The 17329-nt window shown below is 63.6% G+C and carries 14 protein-coding genes and 2 pseudogenes; 6 read left to right on the top strand and 10 right to left on the bottom strand.

Going from position 1 to position 17329, the window contains the following annotated elements:
• Window positions 1-43: 43 nt before the first annotated feature.
• Window positions 44-1207 (top strand): SMP-30/gluconolactonase/LRE family protein, encoded by a 1164-nt coding sequence (locus tag JJC00_RS27635; protein ID WP_200469008.1) that lies wholly within the window; start codon window positions 44-46, stop codon window positions 1205-1207.
• A 70-nt stretch (window positions 1208-1277) separates the two neighbouring features.
• On the opposite strand, the gene ppc is transcribed toward JJC00_RS27635, so the two are convergent.
• From ppc to JJC00_RS27660, 5 genes and pseudogenes are all read right to left on the bottom strand, one after another.
• Window positions 1278-4067 (bottom strand): phosphoenolpyruvate carboxylase, encoded by a 2790-nt coding sequence (gene ppc, locus JJC00_RS27640; RefSeq protein WP_200469009.1) that lies wholly within the window; start codon window positions 4065-4067, stop codon window positions 1278-1280.
• Window positions 4068-4196: 129 nt separating this feature from the next.
• Window positions 4197-4601: a YccF domain-containing protein gene (locus JJC00_RS27645; RefSeq protein ID WP_200469010.1), complete on the bottom strand. Its 405-nt coding sequence runs from the start codon at window positions 4599-4601 to the stop codon at window positions 4197-4199.
• A 47-nt stretch (window positions 4602-4648) separates the two neighbouring features.
• On the bottom strand, window positions 4649-5740 hold the full coding sequence (locus JJC00_RS27650) for a rhomboid family intramembrane serine protease (RefSeq protein WP_200469011.1): 1092 nt from the start codon (window positions 5738-5740) through the stop codon (window positions 4649-4651).
• A 171-nt stretch (window positions 5741-5911) separates the two neighbouring features.
• Window positions 5912-6094: pseudogene (locus tag JJC00_RS27655) on the bottom strand (AMP-binding protein); the annotation flags it as partial.
• A 118-nt stretch (window positions 6095-6212) separates the two neighbouring features.
• Window positions 6213-7020: pseudogene (locus tag JJC00_RS27660) on the bottom strand (crotonase/enoyl-CoA hydratase family protein).
• A 105-nt stretch (window positions 7021-7125) separates the two neighbouring features.
• Between JJC00_RS27660 and JJC00_RS27665 the strand changes: the two are divergent.
• A complete protein-coding gene (locus JJC00_RS27665; protein WP_200469012.1) occupies window positions 7126-7998 on the top strand; it encodes an SDR family oxidoreductase in 873 nt (290 codons plus the stop codon).
• 80 nt (window positions 7999-8078) lie between these two features.
• Here JJC00_RS27665 and JJC00_RS27670 read toward each other — a convergent pair whose 3' ends face one another.
• Window positions 8079-9353 carry an acyl-CoA dehydrogenase family protein gene (locus JJC00_RS27670; protein ID WP_200469013.1) on the bottom strand — a complete coding sequence of 425 codons (1275 nt, stop codon included), beginning with the start codon at window positions 9351-9353 and terminating at the stop codon, window positions 8079-8081.
• A 212-nt stretch (window positions 9354-9565) separates the two neighbouring features.
• On the opposite strand from JJC00_RS27670, the gene JJC00_RS27675 reads away from it, so the two are divergent.
• Entirely contained in the window at window positions 9566-10345 is a 780-nt protein-coding gene (locus JJC00_RS27675; protein ID WP_200469014.1) for an enoyl-CoA hydratase-related protein, read from the top strand.
• A gap of 169 nt (window positions 10346-10514) precedes the next feature.
• On the opposite strand, the gene JJC00_RS27680 is transcribed toward JJC00_RS27675, so the two are convergent.
• From JJC00_RS27680 to JJC00_RS27690, 3 genes are read right to left on the bottom strand one after another with little or no spacing between them, the layout of a single operon-like run.
• On the bottom strand, window positions 10515-10892 hold the full coding sequence (locus JJC00_RS27680) for a DUF6285 domain-containing protein (RefSeq protein ID WP_200469015.1): 378 nt from the start codon (window positions 10890-10892) through the stop codon (window positions 10515-10517).
• 2 nt (window positions 10893-10894) lie between these two features.
• Entirely contained in the window at window positions 10895-11881 is a 987-nt protein-coding gene (locus tag JJC00_RS27685) for a phosphotransferase family protein (protein ID WP_200469016.1), read from the bottom strand.
• The gene (locus JJC00_RS27690; protein WP_200469017.1) at window positions 11878-12666 is read right to left on the bottom strand and encodes an enoyl-CoA hydratase/isomerase; all 789 of its coding nucleotides are present in this window, start codon (window positions 12664-12666) and stop codon (window positions 11878-11880) included. The genes JJC00_RS27685 and JJC00_RS27690 overlap by 4 nt, the downstream gene beginning before the upstream one ends.
• Window positions 12667-12857: 191 nt before the next feature.
• Between JJC00_RS27690 and JJC00_RS27695 the strand changes: the two genes are divergently transcribed.
• Both JJC00_RS27695 and JJC00_RS27700 read left to right on the top strand, forming a co-directional pair.
• Window positions 12858-13238: a VOC family protein gene (locus JJC00_RS27695; RefSeq protein ID WP_200469018.1), complete on the top strand. Its 381-nt coding sequence runs from the start codon at window positions 12858-12860 to the stop codon at window positions 13236-13238.
• A gap of 303 nt (window positions 13239-13541) precedes the next feature.
• The gene (locus JJC00_RS27700; RefSeq protein WP_200469019.1) at window positions 13542-14819 is read left to right on the top strand and encodes an acyl-CoA dehydrogenase family protein; all 1278 of its coding nucleotides are present in this window, start codon (window positions 13542-13544) and stop codon (window positions 14817-14819) included.
• Window positions 14820-14869: 50 nt separating this feature from the next.
• Here the strand turns inward: JJC00_RS27700 and yghU are convergent, their stop codons facing one another.
• Entirely contained in the window at window positions 14870-15748 is an 879-nt protein-coding gene (gene yghU, locus JJC00_RS27705; RefSeq protein WP_200469020.1) for a glutathione-dependent disulfide-bond oxidoreductase, read from the bottom strand.
• Between the two features lie 339 nt (window positions 15749-16087).
• Between yghU and JJC00_RS27710 the strand changes: the two genes are divergently transcribed.
• Window positions 16088-17221, top strand: coding sequence for a nitronate monooxygenase (locus tag JJC00_RS27710; RefSeq protein ID WP_200469021.1), 1134 nt, complete (start codon window positions 16088-16090; stop codon window positions 17219-17221).
• Window positions 17222-17329: the final 108 nt, after the last annotated feature.

The following is a 17329-nucleotide window of genomic DNA, read 5'->3' on the forward strand; positions in this document are numbered from 1 at the left end:
GCGAGCCAATGGTGTCCTCCCAACACAACCTTGGGAGGAAACCATGACAAGAATGCTGACTAATCCAATCGGCACACCTGCAAGCGTCCTCGCACGCCGCACTCTGTTGAAGGGCGCGGCCGCGGTGGCCGCAACGGGCGTCACCATGAACGCAGCGCCGGCAGCCTCCGTCGCGCCATTGGGCCAGACGGGCGCTCCGACGAGATCGACCGCGCCATTGCCCTTGGGACCACTGCCCGGCAGCCGCTATCCGGACTCCCATCTGGAATCCGCCAAGAAGGGGCCGCCCACGTTCGGGCCTCCAGGTTTCCCGGCCTTCGCCGGCACGATGGCCGTTGAGCGCGTCGCGACCGGCTTCCGCTGGGCCGAGGGACCGGTGTATTTCGCGGCCGGGCGATATGTGTTGTTCAGCGACATTCCCAACAACCGCATCATGCGCTTCTCGGAGGATGATGGTCACGTCAGCGTCTACCGTCAGCCCTCAATGAACTCGAACGGCAACACCATCGATCGCGAAGGACGCCTGATCACGTGCGAGCATAGCGGCCGGCGCGTGACGCGGACAGAACTCGACGGCTCGATCACCATCATCGCCGACAAGTACAACGGCAAGCGACTGAACTCGCCGAACGATGCGGTCGTCACTACCGATGGCGCGATCTGGTTCACCGATCCAGTCTACGGCATTGGCGGTTATTATGAGGGTGTCAAGGCCGAACCCGAACAGGAAAAGCACAACGTCTACCGGGTCGATCCCAAGTCCGGAGAGGTCAAGGTGGTCGTCGATGATTTTGTCGAACCCAACGGCATTGCGCTCTCGCCCGACGAGAAGAAGCTTTACGTGATCGATACCGGCTTCACCGACGGGCCTGACAACCCATCGCATATCCGCGTCTTCGATCTCGACGCGGCGGCCGGGAAGGTTTCGAACAGCAAGGTCTTTGCCGAGATGCCCAAGCCCAGCATCACGGATGGATTACGCGCGGATACCGAGGGGCGGGTCTGGTGCTCGGTCGGCTGGGGCGATTCGAACGAGGACGGCGTGCGCTGCTATACGCCGCAAGGTGAGCTGCTCGGCAAGATCCACATTCCCGAGACGGTCGCCAACTTATGCTTCGGCGGCCAGCAGCGCAACCGGCTCTACATCTGCGGCTCGAGCTCGCTCTATGCGGTGTACACGAGCGTGCAAGGCGCGATGAAGCCGTGAACACTAGCGAAGAGCGAGTGGGGAGCAGCGAATAGTTGGCAGCACGCCCTTCTGTTCGCTACTCGCCCCCTCAACCCGTATTCCGCAGCCCCGCCGAGATGCCGTTGATCGTCAGCTGAATCCCGCGCAGCACCTGCTCGTCCGGGTTCTGCGCGCGATGCTCTCTCAAGAGCTCGACCTGCACGTGGTTGAGCGGATCGAGATAGGGGAAGCGGTGACGGACGGAGCGCTCCAGCAGTGGGTTGCCCTGCAGCAGGCGGTCCTGCCCCATGATGTCGAGCAACGTCTCGATGCAGGAGTGCCATTCGCGGCGGATGCGGCCAAAAATCTTTTCGCGCAGGGCCTCGTCGGGGACCAGCTCGGCATAGCGCGAGGCGATCGCAATCGAGCTTTTCGCCAGCACCATGTCCATGTTCGACAGCAGCATGCGGAAGAACGGCCATTCCTTGTAGAGCTCTTTCAGGAACGGCATGCCCTTGTCGGGATGCTCCGCAATCCATTGCTCGACCGCGCTGCCAAAGCCATACCAGCCCGGCAGCATCAGCCGGCACTGCGCCCAGGAGAACACCCAGGGGATGGCACGCAAATCCTCGATCGCGCGAGTCTTCTTGCGCGAGGCCGGGCGGCTGCCGATGTTGAGCGTCGCGATCTCGTTGATGACGGTCGAAGCCCAGAAGTAATCGACGAAGCCGTCGGTCTCGTAGACGAGGCCGCGATAGGCCTTGAAGGCGAGGTTCGAAAGCTCGTCCATCGCACTCAGGTATTCGCGGCGCGGCGCGCTCTGGCTCGGCTGCAATAGGCTGGCATCGAGCGTCGCTGCGGCAAGGATCTCCAGATTGTTGCGGCCGACCTCGGCGTTGGAATATTTCGACGAGATGATCTCGCCCTGCTCGGTGATGCGGATCTGCCCGTTCACCGCGCCGCCCGGCTGGGCGACGATGGCGTCGTAGCTCGGTCCGCCGCCGCGGCCGACCGAGCCGCCGCGGCCGTGGAACAGGCGCAGCCGCACGTGATGACGCTCGAACACGTCGACGAGGCCGATCTCGGCCTTGTAGAGCTCCCAGCCCGAGGTGACGAAGCCGCCATCCTTGTTCGAGTCGGAATAGCCGAGCATGACCTCCTGGACGCTGCCGCGGCTGTCGACCAGGCGGCGGTAATCGTGCAGCGACAGCATGCGATCCATGATGCCTGATGACGCCTGCAAATCCTCGATGGTCTCGAACAGCGGCACGATGTTGATGGCACTGCGCCCGGAGGGATGGACGAGGCCCACCTCTTTCAGCAGCACCGCGACCTCGAGCATGTCGGACATGCCCTTGCACATCGAGATGATGCACTGGGGAATCGCGTCCGATCCGAACTTCGCATGCGCTTCCGCCGCGGCATGGAAGACGTTGAGCTCGCCCATGGTCTCGTCGCTGTATTTGACGAACGGCGACACCAGAGCGCGCGTTGAGCGCAATTCGTTGGTCAGCAGCGAGATGCGCGCCTCCTCGCCGAGCGCGAGATAGGACATGCCGGGGTTGGCGGCATCCATCAGCTCGGCGATGGTGCGTTCGTGCACGGCGGAATTCTGCCGGATGTCGAGCCGGGCCAGATGGAAGCCGAAGCAATCCACCGCACGCCGCAGCAGCCGTAGCCGGCCGCGAGCGATGACGCGGGCATTGTTGGAGATCAGCGAGCGGTGCAGCACGTCGAGATCGGCCTGCAGCTCCCTGACGCTCTCATAGGGCGCGCCCTTGCCGACCGGCCGCCGCGTGATCTCGACCTCCAGCTTTTCGGCCGTCGCCGTCAGGCGCGCATAGATGCCGGAGACCGCGAGGCGATAGGGCTCACCGCTCCGATGCGGCGAGGTGTCAGGCGAGCGCTCCGCCAGCGTGCGCAGCTCTTCAGAGACGTCAGCGAGATGCGCCGCGATCGACAATTCCGAGCCGAGCACGTGCAGCTCTTCGAGGTAGAACTGCATCACCCGGCTCGACTGCAGCCGCAGCGTGCCGCGCATCACATCGGCGGTGACGAACGGATTGCCATCGCGGTCGCCGCCGATCCAGCTTCCCATCCGCAGGAATGAGGCGAGCTCGCCGGCGGCCTGCTCGCCGCCCTCCTCCAGCCGGTCCTCCAGCGTGTTGACCAGCCGCGGCACTTCACGAAGGAAGGTGTAATCGTAAAACGACAGGCCGTTGGCGACCTCGTCGAGCACGGTGAGCTTGGTCCGGCGCAACAGATTGGTCTGCCACAGCGTCAGCACCTCGCGGCGCAGCTGTTCATCGCTTGCGGCCGCCTCGTCTGCGGTCAACGAGACACGCTCGCGACGGTCGAGCAGCGCCGCGACCTCCATCTCGCGGTCCATGGTGCTCTTGCGGCGGACTTCGGTGGGATGCGCGGTCAGGACCGGACTGACAAGCGCGCCCTTGAAGAAATTGCGCAGCACGTCGGTGCCGATTCCTGCGCCCTTGGCCTTGGCCAGTGTCTCCGCCAGCACGCCGGAGCCGCCGCCCTTGCCGGCGCGCATCTGGCGGATGTTGTTCTGGTCCTCGGCGATGTTGGCGAGGTGGGAAAAGTAGCTGAAGGCACGGACGATCCGCACCGTCTCCGAAGTCGACATGCTGTCGAGGATCTGCTCGAGCTCGCGGCGGGCAACCCGATCCTCGTCGCGGTGAAACCGGATCGAGGTTTGCCGGATGCGCTCGACCAGATCGAACACGTCTGCGCCCTCCTGGTCGCGCACCGTGTCGCCCAGGATGCGTCCGAGCAGGCGGATATCGTCGCGCAGCCGCGCATCAGCCTCCAGCGCCTGGGCATCCTCAGGCCGGTTCGGGCGATCGACGGTCGAATCGACGAGGACGTTCTGGATGGACATGGCTCGCTCCCTGGTTCGAGCTCGCTTGGATGCCCGGCCTACCAAGTGTGCAAGTTTTTTGCCGCAGCGCAAGATGAAGTTGGGGGCGGCGCACACAAGCCCTGCGCCGGCTCGTCGTGCCGGCAGGGCTTAAGCCGGCACGATCACCTTGCCGATCGGCCAGAGCGCAATGCCCGCGAGCTTCAGATGGGCCCAGGCGAAGGGGATGCCGATGATCGTGATGGCGAAGATCACGGCCGTCAGGACGTGGCCGAGCGCCAGCCACCAGCCGGCCAGCACGAGCCAGATGATGTTGCCGATCACCCCGAGCGGACCGGTGCCGATATCGCCAGCCCCGGTGACCTCATCGCGGCTCACCGCTCGCGAACCGAACGGCAGGAGCGTGTAAATGGCGATGTTGAACGCCGCCCGCGCCCAGGGCAGGCCGATGATGGTGATGGCCATGATGACGGACGCCACCAGCCAGCCAAATGCCATCCAGGCACCACCGACGAGAATCCAGAGGATGTTCAGCAGAATAGAAACTGGGGCCATGAGACTATCCGCGATCAATGAGCTCTCTTATAGCACGACCCGCGCGGTCATAGTCCATGACGCCGGCTGCGTTCGGCACGCAGCGATGTGCCGACAAATCCAACATCCTCGATCCCGCGCGAAATTTCCTTCGCGCAGAGCCACAGCGTCAGCGCGGCGGCGCCGATCGCTGATAGCCCCGAGACGAGAACAGGATTGGGACAGAATGTGACGAGAAAATTATCGAGCGGAACGGATCCCGTTGGCCAGCGCGGACTGCAAGACGATGCCAGGGCCAAACCGCAAAGCACGATGGTGACGGCGTTCGCTCCGGCCAAGGCGATCACGACGATCGCAAGACCCTTCTTCATGGAGAGGACGAGATCAACCAGCTTCACGACCGCACAACATGCAGCCACGACGACGATGGCCAGGCCCCATCCGGACATCCCGGCGGCGATGGCCTGGGCCTGGCCGCTCCAGGCCCACGCTGCCACGACACAGCCCAACAGGGTGAGATTGACCTTCACGGCTTCGGGAAACTTGCAACGAAGCGCGTAAGGATTCGCCTTCTCGACGAGGTCCAGCACCGCGCAGGCGATCAGCCCGGCCGCAAAACCGCCGAGATGGACGCCCCAGTCGATCCGCGAATTGCCGAGCGCAAACGCGATGTTCAACCCGATGTTGATCGCGAAGAAGTCGAACCTGACGTCGAGCTTGCCGAGGATCCACAGGCAGAGCAGCGCGCCCAGAATGCCCGACGTGGCGCCGGACGCGCCGACCGTCAAATAGGGCGTGGAGTGGATGCCATTGCCGATGACGGCGCCGAACACCATCGCGCAGAGATAGATGACGAGGAAATAGGCCGATCCGACCCGCCGCTCCAGATGCCCGCCCCACAGCACGAGGCACAACATGTTCATTGTGAGGTGGACGAAGTTGACGTGCAGGAAGCCATAGGCGAGCAGCCGCGAATACTCATGCCGCGCGATTGCGCCCGAATACATGCCGCCGTAGCGATAGAGCAGCTCCCCCGGCGCCGCCGGACCGCCCGCCTGGATGAAGCAGAATCCCGACGCGAGAACGGTTACCGTCATCAGCGCGTAGACGGCGGCATGGGGGACTTCGAAGAAGCGGGGACTGGCACGGTATGAAGGCATGGATGATCGCAAGCGGCAGGAAACGGAAGCCGCAACCTAGCCGAGCCGATCGATGATTACTACTCCAGCGCGTGCCGACCGGCCTTTCTGTTGCCCGGACGGCGCGCAGCGAAATCCGGGCTACAGGCCGTCAGATCTTCCGCCCCGCTTGCTCCCAATAGGGATCGCGCAGGCGGCGTAGGCGGCCTCCAGAAATGCGATGTCGTTGCGCATCAGCATGCAGACGCAATCGCCTTGCTTGACCCCGATCTTGGCAAGGCCACTTGCGATGCTGTCGGCACGATTCGCGACTTCCGCATGGGCGCGACGGCGATCGCCGGAGACAACGCCGGGAAACTTTTTCGTTTCGCTCATCTCTGTTTTTCTTTTTGTTGTTGTGTTGTCATTCCGGGATGGTCCGAAGGACCAGACCTCAGGTGCGCAATTGCGCACCATAGTTCGATGCTGCGCATCGCCCCGGAACGACGGGCAATCAATCCACATACTTCGCCGCACGCTTCTCCAGATTCGACCGCACAGCCTCGGTCTGGTTCGCGCTGCCGATCAGCTTCTGCTGCTCCACGGACTCCGCCAGCAGTGCCGGCCCGGGATCGACCGAGAGATTGTTGAGCAGGCGTTTTGCAGCCCGGATCGCATCGGCTCTTGCCGGCGATGTCGCGCGCGACTTCGAGCGCCGCAGCGCGCGGATCATCGCAGATGCGCGTGGCGAGGCCGTAGGTCATCGCCTCCTGTGCAGAGAAGATGCGCCCCGTGTAAGTGAGATCGCGCAAGATGTCGTCGCGCACGAGCGAGGCCAGGATCGGCGTGCCCGCCATGTCAGGCACGAGGCCCCATTTGATCTCCATCACCGACATCCGCGCATCGGGCGCGAGAAAGCGCATGTCGGCGCCGAGCGAGAGCTGAAAACCGCCGCCGAAGGCAACGCCATGCACCGCCGCGATCACCGGTACCGGAAGCTGGCGCCAGCCCCATACCGCCTGTTGCGGGAAGTTCGCCTGGCCGTGCGTCCGCTTGGTGAGATCGCGATTTTCGCCACCCGGAATTCCGTTGCCACCCTTCTCCTTCATGGCGGCGAAACGTCCCATGTCGAGACCGGCGCAGAAGGCGCGGCCTTCGCCGGACAGCACCACGACGCGCACGCCTTTCTCCTTCGAAAGCCGCTCGGTTGCCGCGACAAGAGCCTCGAACATGGCCTGATCGAGTGCATTCATCTTGTCTGCGCGTACCAGGCGCACGTCGGCGACGCCTTCCGAGATCGAAATCGAGACGCGCTCTTCCATGGATGAATTCTCCCCTGTTCTTGTTCGGTGCCGCTTTACAGAAAGCCGACGGCCGGATTTAGTCAATCGACCAATTAATTGACAATCCGTACGGGAGAAACAGCCATGTTCAAGGAAAATCTTCTGGCTGGACGGCGCATTCTCGTGACCGGCGGCGGCACCGGGCTCGGCAAGTCGATGGCGGCGCGCTTCCTCCAGCTCGGCGCCGAGGTGCACATCTGCGGCCGGCGCAAGATCGTCTGCGACGAGACCGCGACCGAGCTGATGGCTGAGTATGGCGGCCGCGTCGCCAGCCACGGCGTCGACATCCGCAACGCGTTCGCGGTGGAAGAGATGATCGAGAACATCTTTCGCGATGCGCCGCTGACGGATCTCATCAACAACGCAGCCGGCAATTTCATCTCGCGCAGCGAGGAACTGTCGCCGCGCGGCTTCGATGCCGTCGCCAACATCGTCATGCACGGCACGTTCTACGTGACGCATGCGGTCGGCAAGCGCTGGATCGCCCTAAAGCAGCCCGGCAACGTCGTGTCGATCACTGTGACCTGGGTGCGTAACGGCTCGCCGTACGTCGTGCCGTCGGCGATGAGCAAGTCTGCGATCCACGCCATGACGATGTCGCTTGCGACCGAATGGGGCCGGCACGGCATCCGCCTCAACACGATCGCGCCGGGCGAGATCCCGACCGAGGGCATGAGCAAGCGCATCAAGCCGGGCGACGAGGCCGGTGCGCGCACCAAGGCGATGAACCCGATGGGCCGGGTCGGCACCATGGAGGAGCTGCAGAACCTCGCCGTGTTTTTGATTTCCGGCGGCTGCGACTGGATCACCGGCGAGACCATCGCCATGGACGGCGCGCAGGCGCTCGCCATGGGCGGCAATTTCTATCAGCTTCGCGATTGGAGCGACGACGATTGGAAGACGGCGCGCGAGAGCATCATGGCGCAGAACGAGAAGGACCGCGCGAAGCGGGGCTAATTTTCGTCCTCCCGGCCTAGTGCGCAATTGCGCACGGGGGGCCGGGACGACCCGGGGCGAGAGATCGCGCGCAACAACGGCTAGTGCTTCCCCGGCCCCATATAGCCGAACAGGAATCCGGCCACCTTGCGCATCTGGATCTCTTCGCTGCCTTCGGTGATCCGATAGCGGCGGTGGTGGCGATAGATGTGCTCGAACGGCTTGTGGCGTGAATAGCCCATGCCGCCGTGGACTTGCATGGCGCGATCGGCGGATTCGCAGCAGAGGCGGTTTGCCCAGTAGTTGCACATCGAAACACGATCGGACAGCGTGCGCTCGATCTGCTCCTCATTGAGCTGGTCCATCTCCCAGGCGGTCTTGCGGATCAGCAGGCGCAGCATCTCGGCTTGCGTCGCGAGCTCAACCAGCGGGAACTGGATCGCCTGGTTCTCGGCGAGCGCCCTGCCGAACGGCTTTCGCTCACGCGCATATTTGACGCTCTCGTTGACGCAGTAGACAGCGGCGCCGAGCGAGCTTGCGGCCTGGCGAATGCGGTTCTGGTGCACGAAACATTGTGCCAGCGACAGGCCGCGGCCGACCTCGCCGAACTGCGCGTCCTCAGGCACGAACACATCCGTAAAACTGACGCGAGGGTGATCCGTCGGCATGTTGAAGGTCCACATGTACTCCTCGATCCTGACGCCGTGGCTCTTGGCCGGCACCAGGAAGCAGGTGATGCCCCGCGCATCGCCGTCATTGCCGCTAGTGCGCGCGAACAGCGCGCAGTGCGTGGCGACGTGCATGCCGGTGGTCCACATCTTCTCGCCGTTGATGATCCAGCCCTTGACGTTGTCGCGGGTCGCCGGCACCGCACGCGTCTCCATGTGGGTCGCGTCCGAGCCATGATGCGGCTCGGTCAAGCCAAAGGTGATGCGGTACTTGCCCTTGATCGAGCCGTCGATCATCGCCTTCTGGTCGTCGCGGCCGTAGCGGTCGAGCATGGTGACGACGGGGAAATTGCCAACGATGGAATGCTCGTTCTGAAGATCGTTGTGCAGGCCGAGGCCCTTGGCGGCAAAATGCTCGCGGATCACGGCCATCCAGAGGTTGGACCCATCCTTGCCGCCGTATTGCTTCGAGACCGGAAAGCGCAGATGGCCGGCGGCGTCCGCGAGATCCTTTGCCTTGCGCAGCAGCGCTTCCCATTCGTGTCGCGGCAGGCCGCCATTCTCGAAATCGGTGCGCGCCCATTCGCGGCGATGATCGAAGAAGCGGATGTTGTCATCGGCCTCCTCCAGCGGCTTGATCTCGCGTTCGATGAAACGATCGAGCTCTCCGAGATAGGCGACGAGATCGGCAGGCAATGAGAAATCCACGGTTCTCTCCCGGATTGATTTTATCGTTTTGCGTTAAGGCGCTAGGCGCGCTTTTGCTTCGCAGGATTAAGGTGAGAAGAGCGCGTGCGAGTCAAGCAAGCCGAGGCGTGTGAGAGGCGCAAGGCGCGCCCGCGCAATTCGATGGTGCTCTGGCGCTGACGCGCGGTAATATGACGCCAATATTCCTTCACGAGAAAATGCGGGAGCGCGCGATGGAGCTGAAATTCTCAAAAGTGGAACGCAAGGGGCCGATCACGATCATCACGTTGTCGCGGCCCGAGGTCTACAACGCATTGCACATCGATGCGCATTTCGAGCTCAACAAGGTGTTTGACGATTTCGCAGCCGACCCTGCGCAGTGGGTTGCGGTCGTCACCGGCGCCGGCGACAAGGCGTTCTGCGCCGGCAACGATCTGAAGTGGCAGGCGGCGGGCGGCAAGCGCGGCTGGGACAAGGGTGGCTTTGCCGGCCTCACTGCGCGATTCGACTGCGACAAGCCGATCATCGCCGCGGTCAACGGCGTCGCCATGGGCGGCGGCTTCGAGATCGCGCTCGCCTGCGACCTGATCATTGCCTCCGAGAACGCAACCTTCGCCCTGCCCGAGCCGCGCGTTGGCCTTGCCGCTCTCGCCGGTGGCCTGCACCGGCTGCCGCGACAGATCGGCCTGAAACGTGCCATGGGCATGATCCTCACCGCGCGTCACGTCAGCGCCAAGGAAGGCCACGAGCTCGGCTTCGTCAACGAGGTGGTGCCGCAGGGCGAAACGCTCGCGGGCGCGCTACGCTGGGCGGAGATGATCACAAAGAACTCGCCGATGTCGATCCGGGCGTCGAAGCAGACCATTCGGAAGGGCTTGGCCGTGTCGCTCGAGCAGGCGATCGAAGAGCAGCGCGAGTATCCGGCCGTAAAGGCGATGGTGGCCTCGCAGGATTATATCGAGGGCCCGAAGGCGTTCTCGGAGAAGCGGCCGCCAAGATGGGTGGGGAAGTAGGCGGGCTTTCCGTCGTCATTGCGAGCGTACCTTGGAATAGCGGAGGTTGCGAGTGGTCGAACTGCCTCAACACCGTCATTGCGAGGAGCCCTTGCGACGAAGCAATCCAGACTACCCCTGCGGAGGGACTCTGGATTGCTTCGCTGCTCTCGCAATGACGAGGAGAGACCTACCCGCCTCGCTCCAGCTCCCGCTTATACGACACATAATTCGGCTGATCGACCGCGAGCTTGTCCATCGTGGTCGCCCACAGATGCTCGGCGAGGCCCGGCGTTGCCAAATCGACATTGCCTTTGGCAATGCGCTCGGCGAGCGCGCGGTTGAGGTCGGTGAGCGACCCCTCCACACCGAGCAGCGCACGCAACCGCTCCACTTCCTTTGCGTCACTCCCCTCTTCCCGCGTCAGCTGCCGCGTGACGAGATCGAGGATGTTGACCGCGACGCGAAGCTTGAAAGCCTGGTGGCCGGAGATCAGCGGCGTGATGTCGTTGCGGAGGAAATCGGCGACCGCCTTGGTCAGCTCGATTGGTGTCGGTTCGTCCTGCATGTCTAACCTCCCCGCGGCGCGAGCAGCCGCAGCAGATCGATCTCGGTCTCCGAGGCACGGCGGCCGATCATGGCGCGCTCCATCGAATGATCAGGCCCCTCGCGAAAACGCTGCATCATGCCGCCGCACATGATGCCCCAGCGCAGCGTGCCCATCACTTCCCAGAATTTTACGCGCGCAGGATCGACCCTGCGCCCCGCGGCCTCATAGCCGGCGAACAGCTCCTCGCGCGAGCCAAAGCCGCCGACGGGCTTGTCGATCTCGCCAAACCGCCAGGAATTCACGCAAACCCAGCCGAGATCCTCCATGGGATCGCCGAGATGGGCGAGCTCCCAGTCGAGCACGGCGCGGACGCCGTCGGCGCCGATGATGAGATTTCCGTTGCGGAAATCGCCATGCACCAGCGTCGTTTCGGCCGAGGGACCGGGATCGTTATCGCGCAGCCAGCGTAGCGCCAGCTCGAACACGGGCTTTGGCCAGTTCAGGCTGCGATAGTCGCGATCGAACTCGGAGATCTCCTGGGTCGCATTGCGACTACGCAGCTCGGGCAATTTGTCTTGCGGCAGCCTGTGCAGGCCCGCGAGCACGCCGCCGATCTGCCGCGCCAAAAGCGGCCGCGCCACCGCGAACGCGTCGTCGCGAAGAATCTTGCGAGCGATGGTTTCGCCCTCGACCCGCTGCATGATGAAGCCGGTGCCAAGATCCTCGTCCGGCGTCAGCACGTGCATCACGCGCGGCGACGGCACGCCCGCCTCGTAGGCGAGCTGCATCAGCTGAGCTTCGGCCGCGAGCCCCGCCGCGCGCGTTGGCGCCGCGCCATACCCCTTCGGCGAGCGGCGGAGGATCGCGCCGATCGGCCCATCCGGATGCGTGATGTCGAAGCGCCAGGTCTCCTGACTGGCGCCACCCGAAAGCTTTGCCGCGCCGGTGACGCCGGTCGCACCGGGACACCAGCGCTGAACGCTACGAGAAAGCTCCGCCTCGATCATTTGCCTTTGAACTGCGCGGGCCGCTTCTCCAAGAACGCGCCGACGCCTTCACGGAAATCCTGCGTATCGCCGGCGCGCAGCTGGCACTGGAATTCGAGATTGAGCTGGTCCTCGAATGAGTTTTCCGGGCTGTCCCAATAGAGCCTGCGGATCAGCGACAGCGCGATCGTAGGACCGCTGGCGAGATCGCGCGCGAGCTTCATCGTTTCCTCCATCAGCACGCCGTCGTCATAGACGCGGTTGACGAGCCCCCATTCCAGCGCTTTCTCGGCCGGCAGGCGCTCGCCCATCAACGACAATTCGACCGAACGCGCCTTGCCGATCAGGCGCGGCAAGAGCCAGGTCGAGCCGCAATCCGGCACGAGACCGATGCGGCGGAACGCCTGAAGGAAGTAGGAGGAACGCGCGCATAAAATCATGTCGCCGAGCAGCGCGAAGCTCATGCCGGCGCCCGCCGCCGGACCGTTCACCGCGGTCACGATCGGACAATGCAGATTGCGGATGCGGCGCAGAAACGGATGAAAGCCGGTCTCGAGCGTCAGGCCGGCCTTGGTCTTCTTCGATTGGTTGTTGCGGCCCTGGAGATTGGCACCGGTGCAGAACGCCCGCCCGGCGCCGGTCAGCACGACGCAGCGCACCTCGTCCTTTTTTTCCTCGATCGCGTCGAGCGCATCGGACAGCCCGCCCAGCATGTCCATGGAGACTGCATTCATCACCTCCTGATGGTCGAGCCTGAGGATCGCGACCGAGCCATCGAATTCGAGCGTGACGTGTTTGAACTGCATCGTTTCCTCGTCAGTTGCGGCCTGCGATGTTTCGCAGACCGGAATTAGTTTTTGCCGGGGCCCATATTTGATTTTTGGCGCGGTCTTGTCCATGGTGATCAGGGCATAGCAAGCAATCTTGCGCGCAGCGGCTGATGCGCCGCATGCCAAAAACAGGAAACGCGCCATGGGCGCAGAGGGGAACAGGGCAAATGTTTTCACACATCATGGTTGGCACCAACGACCTCGACAAGGCGAAGGCCTTCTACGACAGTTTGCTGAACACGCTCGAGGTGCGGCCGGCGCGGGTCGACGGGCATCGCATCTTCTACATCACCAAGACGGGCGTGTTCTCGGTGTCGAGGCCGATCAACGGCGAACCGGCGACGCACGCCAATGGCGGCACCATCGGTTTTGCCTGCAACTCTCCGGAGCAGGTGGATGCGTGGCACGCGGCAGGTCTCGCCGCCGGCGGCAAGACCTGCGAAGACCCGCCCGGCGTGCGCCAAGGCCCGGCCGGCAAGCTCTATATCGCTTATCTGCGTGATCTCGACGGCAACAAGATCTGCGCGATGCATCGGATGCCGAACTGATTACTCCGGATGATGTCATTCCCCGCGAAAGCGGGGAATCCAGTACGCCGCAGCTTCTCCGTGAGTCACAGACGTCACGGAATACTGGATCGCCCGGTCTTCGCCGGGCGATGGCAGCAGAGAATGAGGCGGAGGCGCTGCGAACCGCCAACACCATTCAAACAACATTTCAAACGCCTCGCGAAATTCCATCGCATGGCATGGCTCGTGACATGGCTCGCGTGAGAAAATGCGCGCTCGCACTTTGCGCGCGCTGCGACTATTCTCCGGCCCAACGCGATCTCAGTGCCCCTGGGAGGAACAATGACAAAGCACACCTATATTCCCCGCACCACCAACTACACGCTCAATCCCGGCGACGAGCTCAACGACCTCCGCATGTCGGACCAGGTCCGGCCGCTCTACGATCACGTCAGGAAGTTCATCCGCGACACAGTCGAGCCAATGTCGATCGAGTTCGCCAAGGCCGGCGAAGGCAAACAGGATCGCTGGAGTTTTACGCCGAAGCAGCTCGAGGTGCTCGAGGTCGCCAAGAACAAGGCCAAGAGGGAAGGCCTCTGGAACTTCTTCCTGCCCGATGACGAGACCGGCCAGGGCCTGAAGAATCTCGACTACGCCTATATCGCCTCCGAACTCGGCAAGAGCCCGCTGGCGTCCGAAACCATGAACTGCTCGGCGCCCGACACCGGCAACATGGAGGTGCTGGAGCGCGTCGGCACCAAGGAGCAGAAGGAGAAGTGGCTGAAGCCGCTGATGAACGGCGAGATCCGCTCGGCCTATGTCATGACCGAGCCGAACGTCGCCTCATCCGATGCCAAGAACATCTCGACCACGGCAAAGCTCGTCGGCGACGAATGGGTGATCAACGGCGAGAAGTACTACATCTCCGGCGTCGGCGATCCCCGCTGCAAGATCCTCATCGTGATGGTGAAGACCAATCCGGACGCAGCTCCGAGCAAGCAACAGTCGCAGATCCTGGTGCCGCGCGACACGCCTGGCGTCGAGGTGCTCGGTCCCATGTATGTGTTTGGCCAGGACCACGCGCCGCGCGGCCACATGCACATGCGCTTCAACAATGTCCGCGTGCCCAAGGAGAACATGCTGCTGGGTGAAGGCCGCGGCTTCGAAATCTCGCAGCTGCGTCTCGGGCCCGGCCGCATCCATCACTGCATGCGCACCATCGGCAAGGCCGAGAAGGCGCTCGATCTGATGGTGCAGCGTGGCCTCACCCGCGAAGCCTTCGGCAAGAAGATCGCCCATCTCGGCGGCAACATGCAGATCATCGCGCAGGCGCGCTGCGAGATCGAGTCGATGCGCCTGATGGTGCTGAAGGCCGCCAAGGCGATGGACGTGCTCGGCAACAAGGAGGCCCGCGTCTGGGTCTCCATGGTCAAGGCCATGGTGCCGGAGCGCGCCTGCAAGATCATCGACCAGTCGATCCAGATGCACGGCGCCACCGGCATCTCGCACTGGACCCCGCTCGCCGAGATGTACCAGGACGTCCGTCACCTGCGCTTTGCCGATGGTCCTGACGAGGTGCACTGGATGGTGGTCGGCCGCCACGAGCTGAGCATGGCGTAGGCCCCTTTTTCTCCTTCTCCCCACTTGCAAGGCGAGGCGACGAAAGAGCCCTACGTCGCGGCCGGCTCGCCGATCTTGTCCTGCGTCTTGGTCTCGAAATCGCCGGCGTCGTGGCGTTCGTGGAGCTGGCTGGCGGGATCGCCGGAGACGCGGTTGACCATGCGACCGCGTTTCACGGCGGGACGCTTGGCGATCGCATCGGTCCAGCGCTGCACGTTCTTGTAATCCTGCACCGACAAAAATTCGCCGGCGCCATAGACCAGCCCCTTGGCGAGCGCGCCGTACCAGGGCCACACGGCCATGTCGGCGATCGTGTACTCCTTGCCCGCGAGATATTCGTTGTCCGCAAGCCGCCGGTCGAGCACGTCGAGCTGGCGCTTGACCTCCATCGCGAAGCGATCGATGGCGTATTCGATCTTGAACGGCGCGTAGGCGTAGAAATGGCCAAAGCCGCCGCCGAGATAGGGCGCGCTACCCATCTGCCAGAACAGCCAGGACATCGCTTCGGTGCGGGCCTTGATGTCCTTCGGCAGGAAGGCGCCGAACTTTTCGGCGAGGTAGAACAGGATCGAGCCGGATTCGAAGACCCTGACAGGCGCGGGGCCGGAACGGTCCACCAACGCCGGGATCTTCGAGTTCGGATTGATATCGACAAAACCGCTGCCGAACTGGTCGCCATTGCCGATCTTGATCAGCCAGGCGTCGTATTCGGCCCCCTTATGGCCGAGCGCCAGCAGCTCCTCCAGCATCACCGTGACCTTCACTCCATTCGGCGTCGCCAGAGAATAGAGCTGGAAGGGATGCTTGCCGACCGGCAGCTCCTTGTCGTGGGTGGCACCGGCGATCGGCCGGTTGATGCTGGCGAACTGACCGCCGTTCTCCTTGTTCCAGGTCCAGACTTTTGGCGGCACGTAAGCGGTGTCGGTCATGCGAAGGGCTCCGGCGGAAAGATGCGCCTGCATTAATTAGCCCGCGAACGGCCGATGGCAAGCCCTGGCGGCTCTGCGTTAGGCGCGGGCCTGGGGTCAGCGCCATGCAGTTTGGCCTGTCGCCAGCCTGCGCGGCTGATGATCTGCCCGCACTTGGCGACGTCTGTTGACGCTCGCTTCTTAGATTATGCAGCAGAATGGTCCGTCCACAACGCAACGCCTGCGCGCAAGATGCTGGCCCAAATCCGGCGTGGCATCACCGGCAACGAAGGGCTAGCGTCGAACGGCCCTCGCAAGGCAAAGCAAAAAGAGCAATGCGAAGACCGCCGGGAGAGGACCATGAAATCACCGATCTGCGACATGCTGGGCATCGAGTTCCCACTGCTCGCCTTCAGCCATTGCCGCGATGTCGTTGCTGCCGTCAGCCGTGCCGGCGGCTTTGGCGTGCTGGGTGCCACTGCGCACACGCCTGACACGCTCGAACGCGAGCTGAAATGGATCGACGACCACGTCGACGGCAAGCCCTATGGCATCGACGTGCTGATTCCGGAAAATATCTCGACCGCGGGCGAGAAGGACGTCACCTGGAAGAGCCTGGAAGGGCGAGTGCCGCAGGAGCATCGCGACTACACCCGTAGCCTCCTGAAGAAGTACGATATCGAGCTGACCACAACGGATGTGGCCGACGACCAGCCGCAGCCATTCGATGCCAAGACGGCACTGGAGCTGCTGGACGTTTCCTTCAATCATCCGATCCGGCTGATCGCCAACGCGCTCGGCGTGCCGCCGAAGGCGATGATCGAAATGGGCAAGAAGCACAACGTGCCGGTCGCAGCCCTCGTCGGCGCCAAGGAACACGCGCTGCGCCAGGTCGCTGCCGGCGTCGATATTCTTGTAGTGCAGGGCACCGAGGCCGGCGGCCATTGCGGCGAGGTCTCGACCATGGTGCTGGTGCCGGAGGTGATCAAGGCGATCAAGCCGATCCGCGACGTGCCGGTGCTGGCCGCCGGCGGCATCATGACGGGACGGCAGATGGCGGCCTGCATGGCGATGGGCGCCGCCGGCGCATGGACTGGTTCGGTGTGGCTTGCCACCGTCGAGTCCGAGACCTCTGAGATCTTTCGCGAGAAGATGATCGCCGCATCGTCACGCGATGCAATCCGCTCGAAGGGCCGCACCGGAAAGCCGGCGCGACAGCTCCGTTCGGTCTGGACCGATGCCTGGGATCGCGCACCGGAAAGCCCGGGCGCGCTGCCGATGCCGCTCCAGAGCATCATCAGCCGCGATGCCTTCGACTCGATCGACCGCGCCGCGGCCGCCGGCAACGCCAAAGCGCGCGACCTCGTCAGCTATTTCGTCGGCCAGGGCGTCGGCCTGATCGACAGCGTGAAGTCGGCCGGCGCCGTGGTGCAAGAGTTCAAGGAAGAGTTTGCCGGCGCCGTCGAGCACATGAATGCGCTGGTGGCGGAGTGATGGTGTGCGCGGCCCATCCTTCGAGGCTCGCCCAGCGGCGCGATGCGCCGCTGGGCGAGCACCTCAGGATGACGCTGCACCCGTAGCCGTCATCCTGAGGTGGCCGCT

Origin of the sequence: Bradyrhizobium diazoefficiens, from assembly GCF_016616885.1 — a bacterium.
Lineage (GTDB): Bacteria > Pseudomonadota > Alphaproteobacteria > Rhizobiales > Xanthobacteraceae > Bradyrhizobium > Bradyrhizobium diazoefficiens_F.

Bases quoted from the DNA above. Each gene is read 5' to 3' on its own strand.
- JJC00_RS27635 (WP_200469008.1), top strand. From the start codon at position 44: ATGACAAGAATGCTGACTAATCCAATCGGCACACCTGCAAGCGTCCTC.
- ppc (WP_200469009.1), bottom strand. From the start codon at position 4,067: ATGTCCATCCAGAACGTCCTCGTCGATTCGACCGTCGATCGCCCGAAC.
- JJC00_RS27645 (WP_200469010.1), bottom strand. From the start codon at position 4,601: ATGGCCCCAGTTTCTATTCTGCTGAACATCCTCTGGATTCTCGTCGGT.
- JJC00_RS27650 (WP_200469011.1), bottom strand. From the start codon at position 5,740: ATGCCTTCATACCGTGCCAGTCCCCGCTTCTTCGAAGTCCCCCATGCC.
- JJC00_RS27665 (WP_200469012.1), top strand. From the start codon at position 7,126: ATGTTCAAGGAAAATCTTCTGGCTGGACGGCGCATTCTCGTGACCGGC.
- JJC00_RS27675 (WP_200469014.1), top strand. From the start codon at position 9,566: ATGGAGCTGAAATTCTCAAAAGTGGAACGCAAGGGGCCGATCACGATC.
- JJC00_RS27680 (WP_200469015.1), bottom strand. From the start codon at position 10,892: ATGCAGGACGAACCGACACCAATCGAGCTGACCAAGGCGGTCGCCGAT.
- JJC00_RS27685 (WP_200469016.1), bottom strand. From the start codon at position 11,881: ATGATCGAGGCGGAGCTTTCTCGTAGCGTTCAGCGCTGGTGTCCCGGT.
- JJC00_RS27690 (WP_200469017.1), bottom strand. From the start codon at position 12,666: ATGCAGTTCAAACACGTCACGCTCGAATTCGATGGCTCGGTCGCGATC.
- JJC00_RS27695 (WP_200469018.1), top strand. From the start codon at position 12,858: ATGTTTTCACACATCATGGTTGGCACCAACGACCTCGACAAGGCGAAG.
- JJC00_RS27700 (WP_200469019.1), top strand. From the start codon at position 13,542: ATGACAAAGCACACCTATATTCCCCGCACCACCAACTACACGCTCAAT.
- yghU (WP_200469020.1), bottom strand. From the start codon at position 15,748: ATGACCGACACCGCTTACGTGCCGCCAAAAGTCTGGACCTGGAACAAG.
- JJC00_RS27710 (WP_200469021.1), top strand. From the start codon at position 16,088: ATGAAATCACCGATCTGCGACATGCTGGGCATCGAGTTCCCACTGCTC.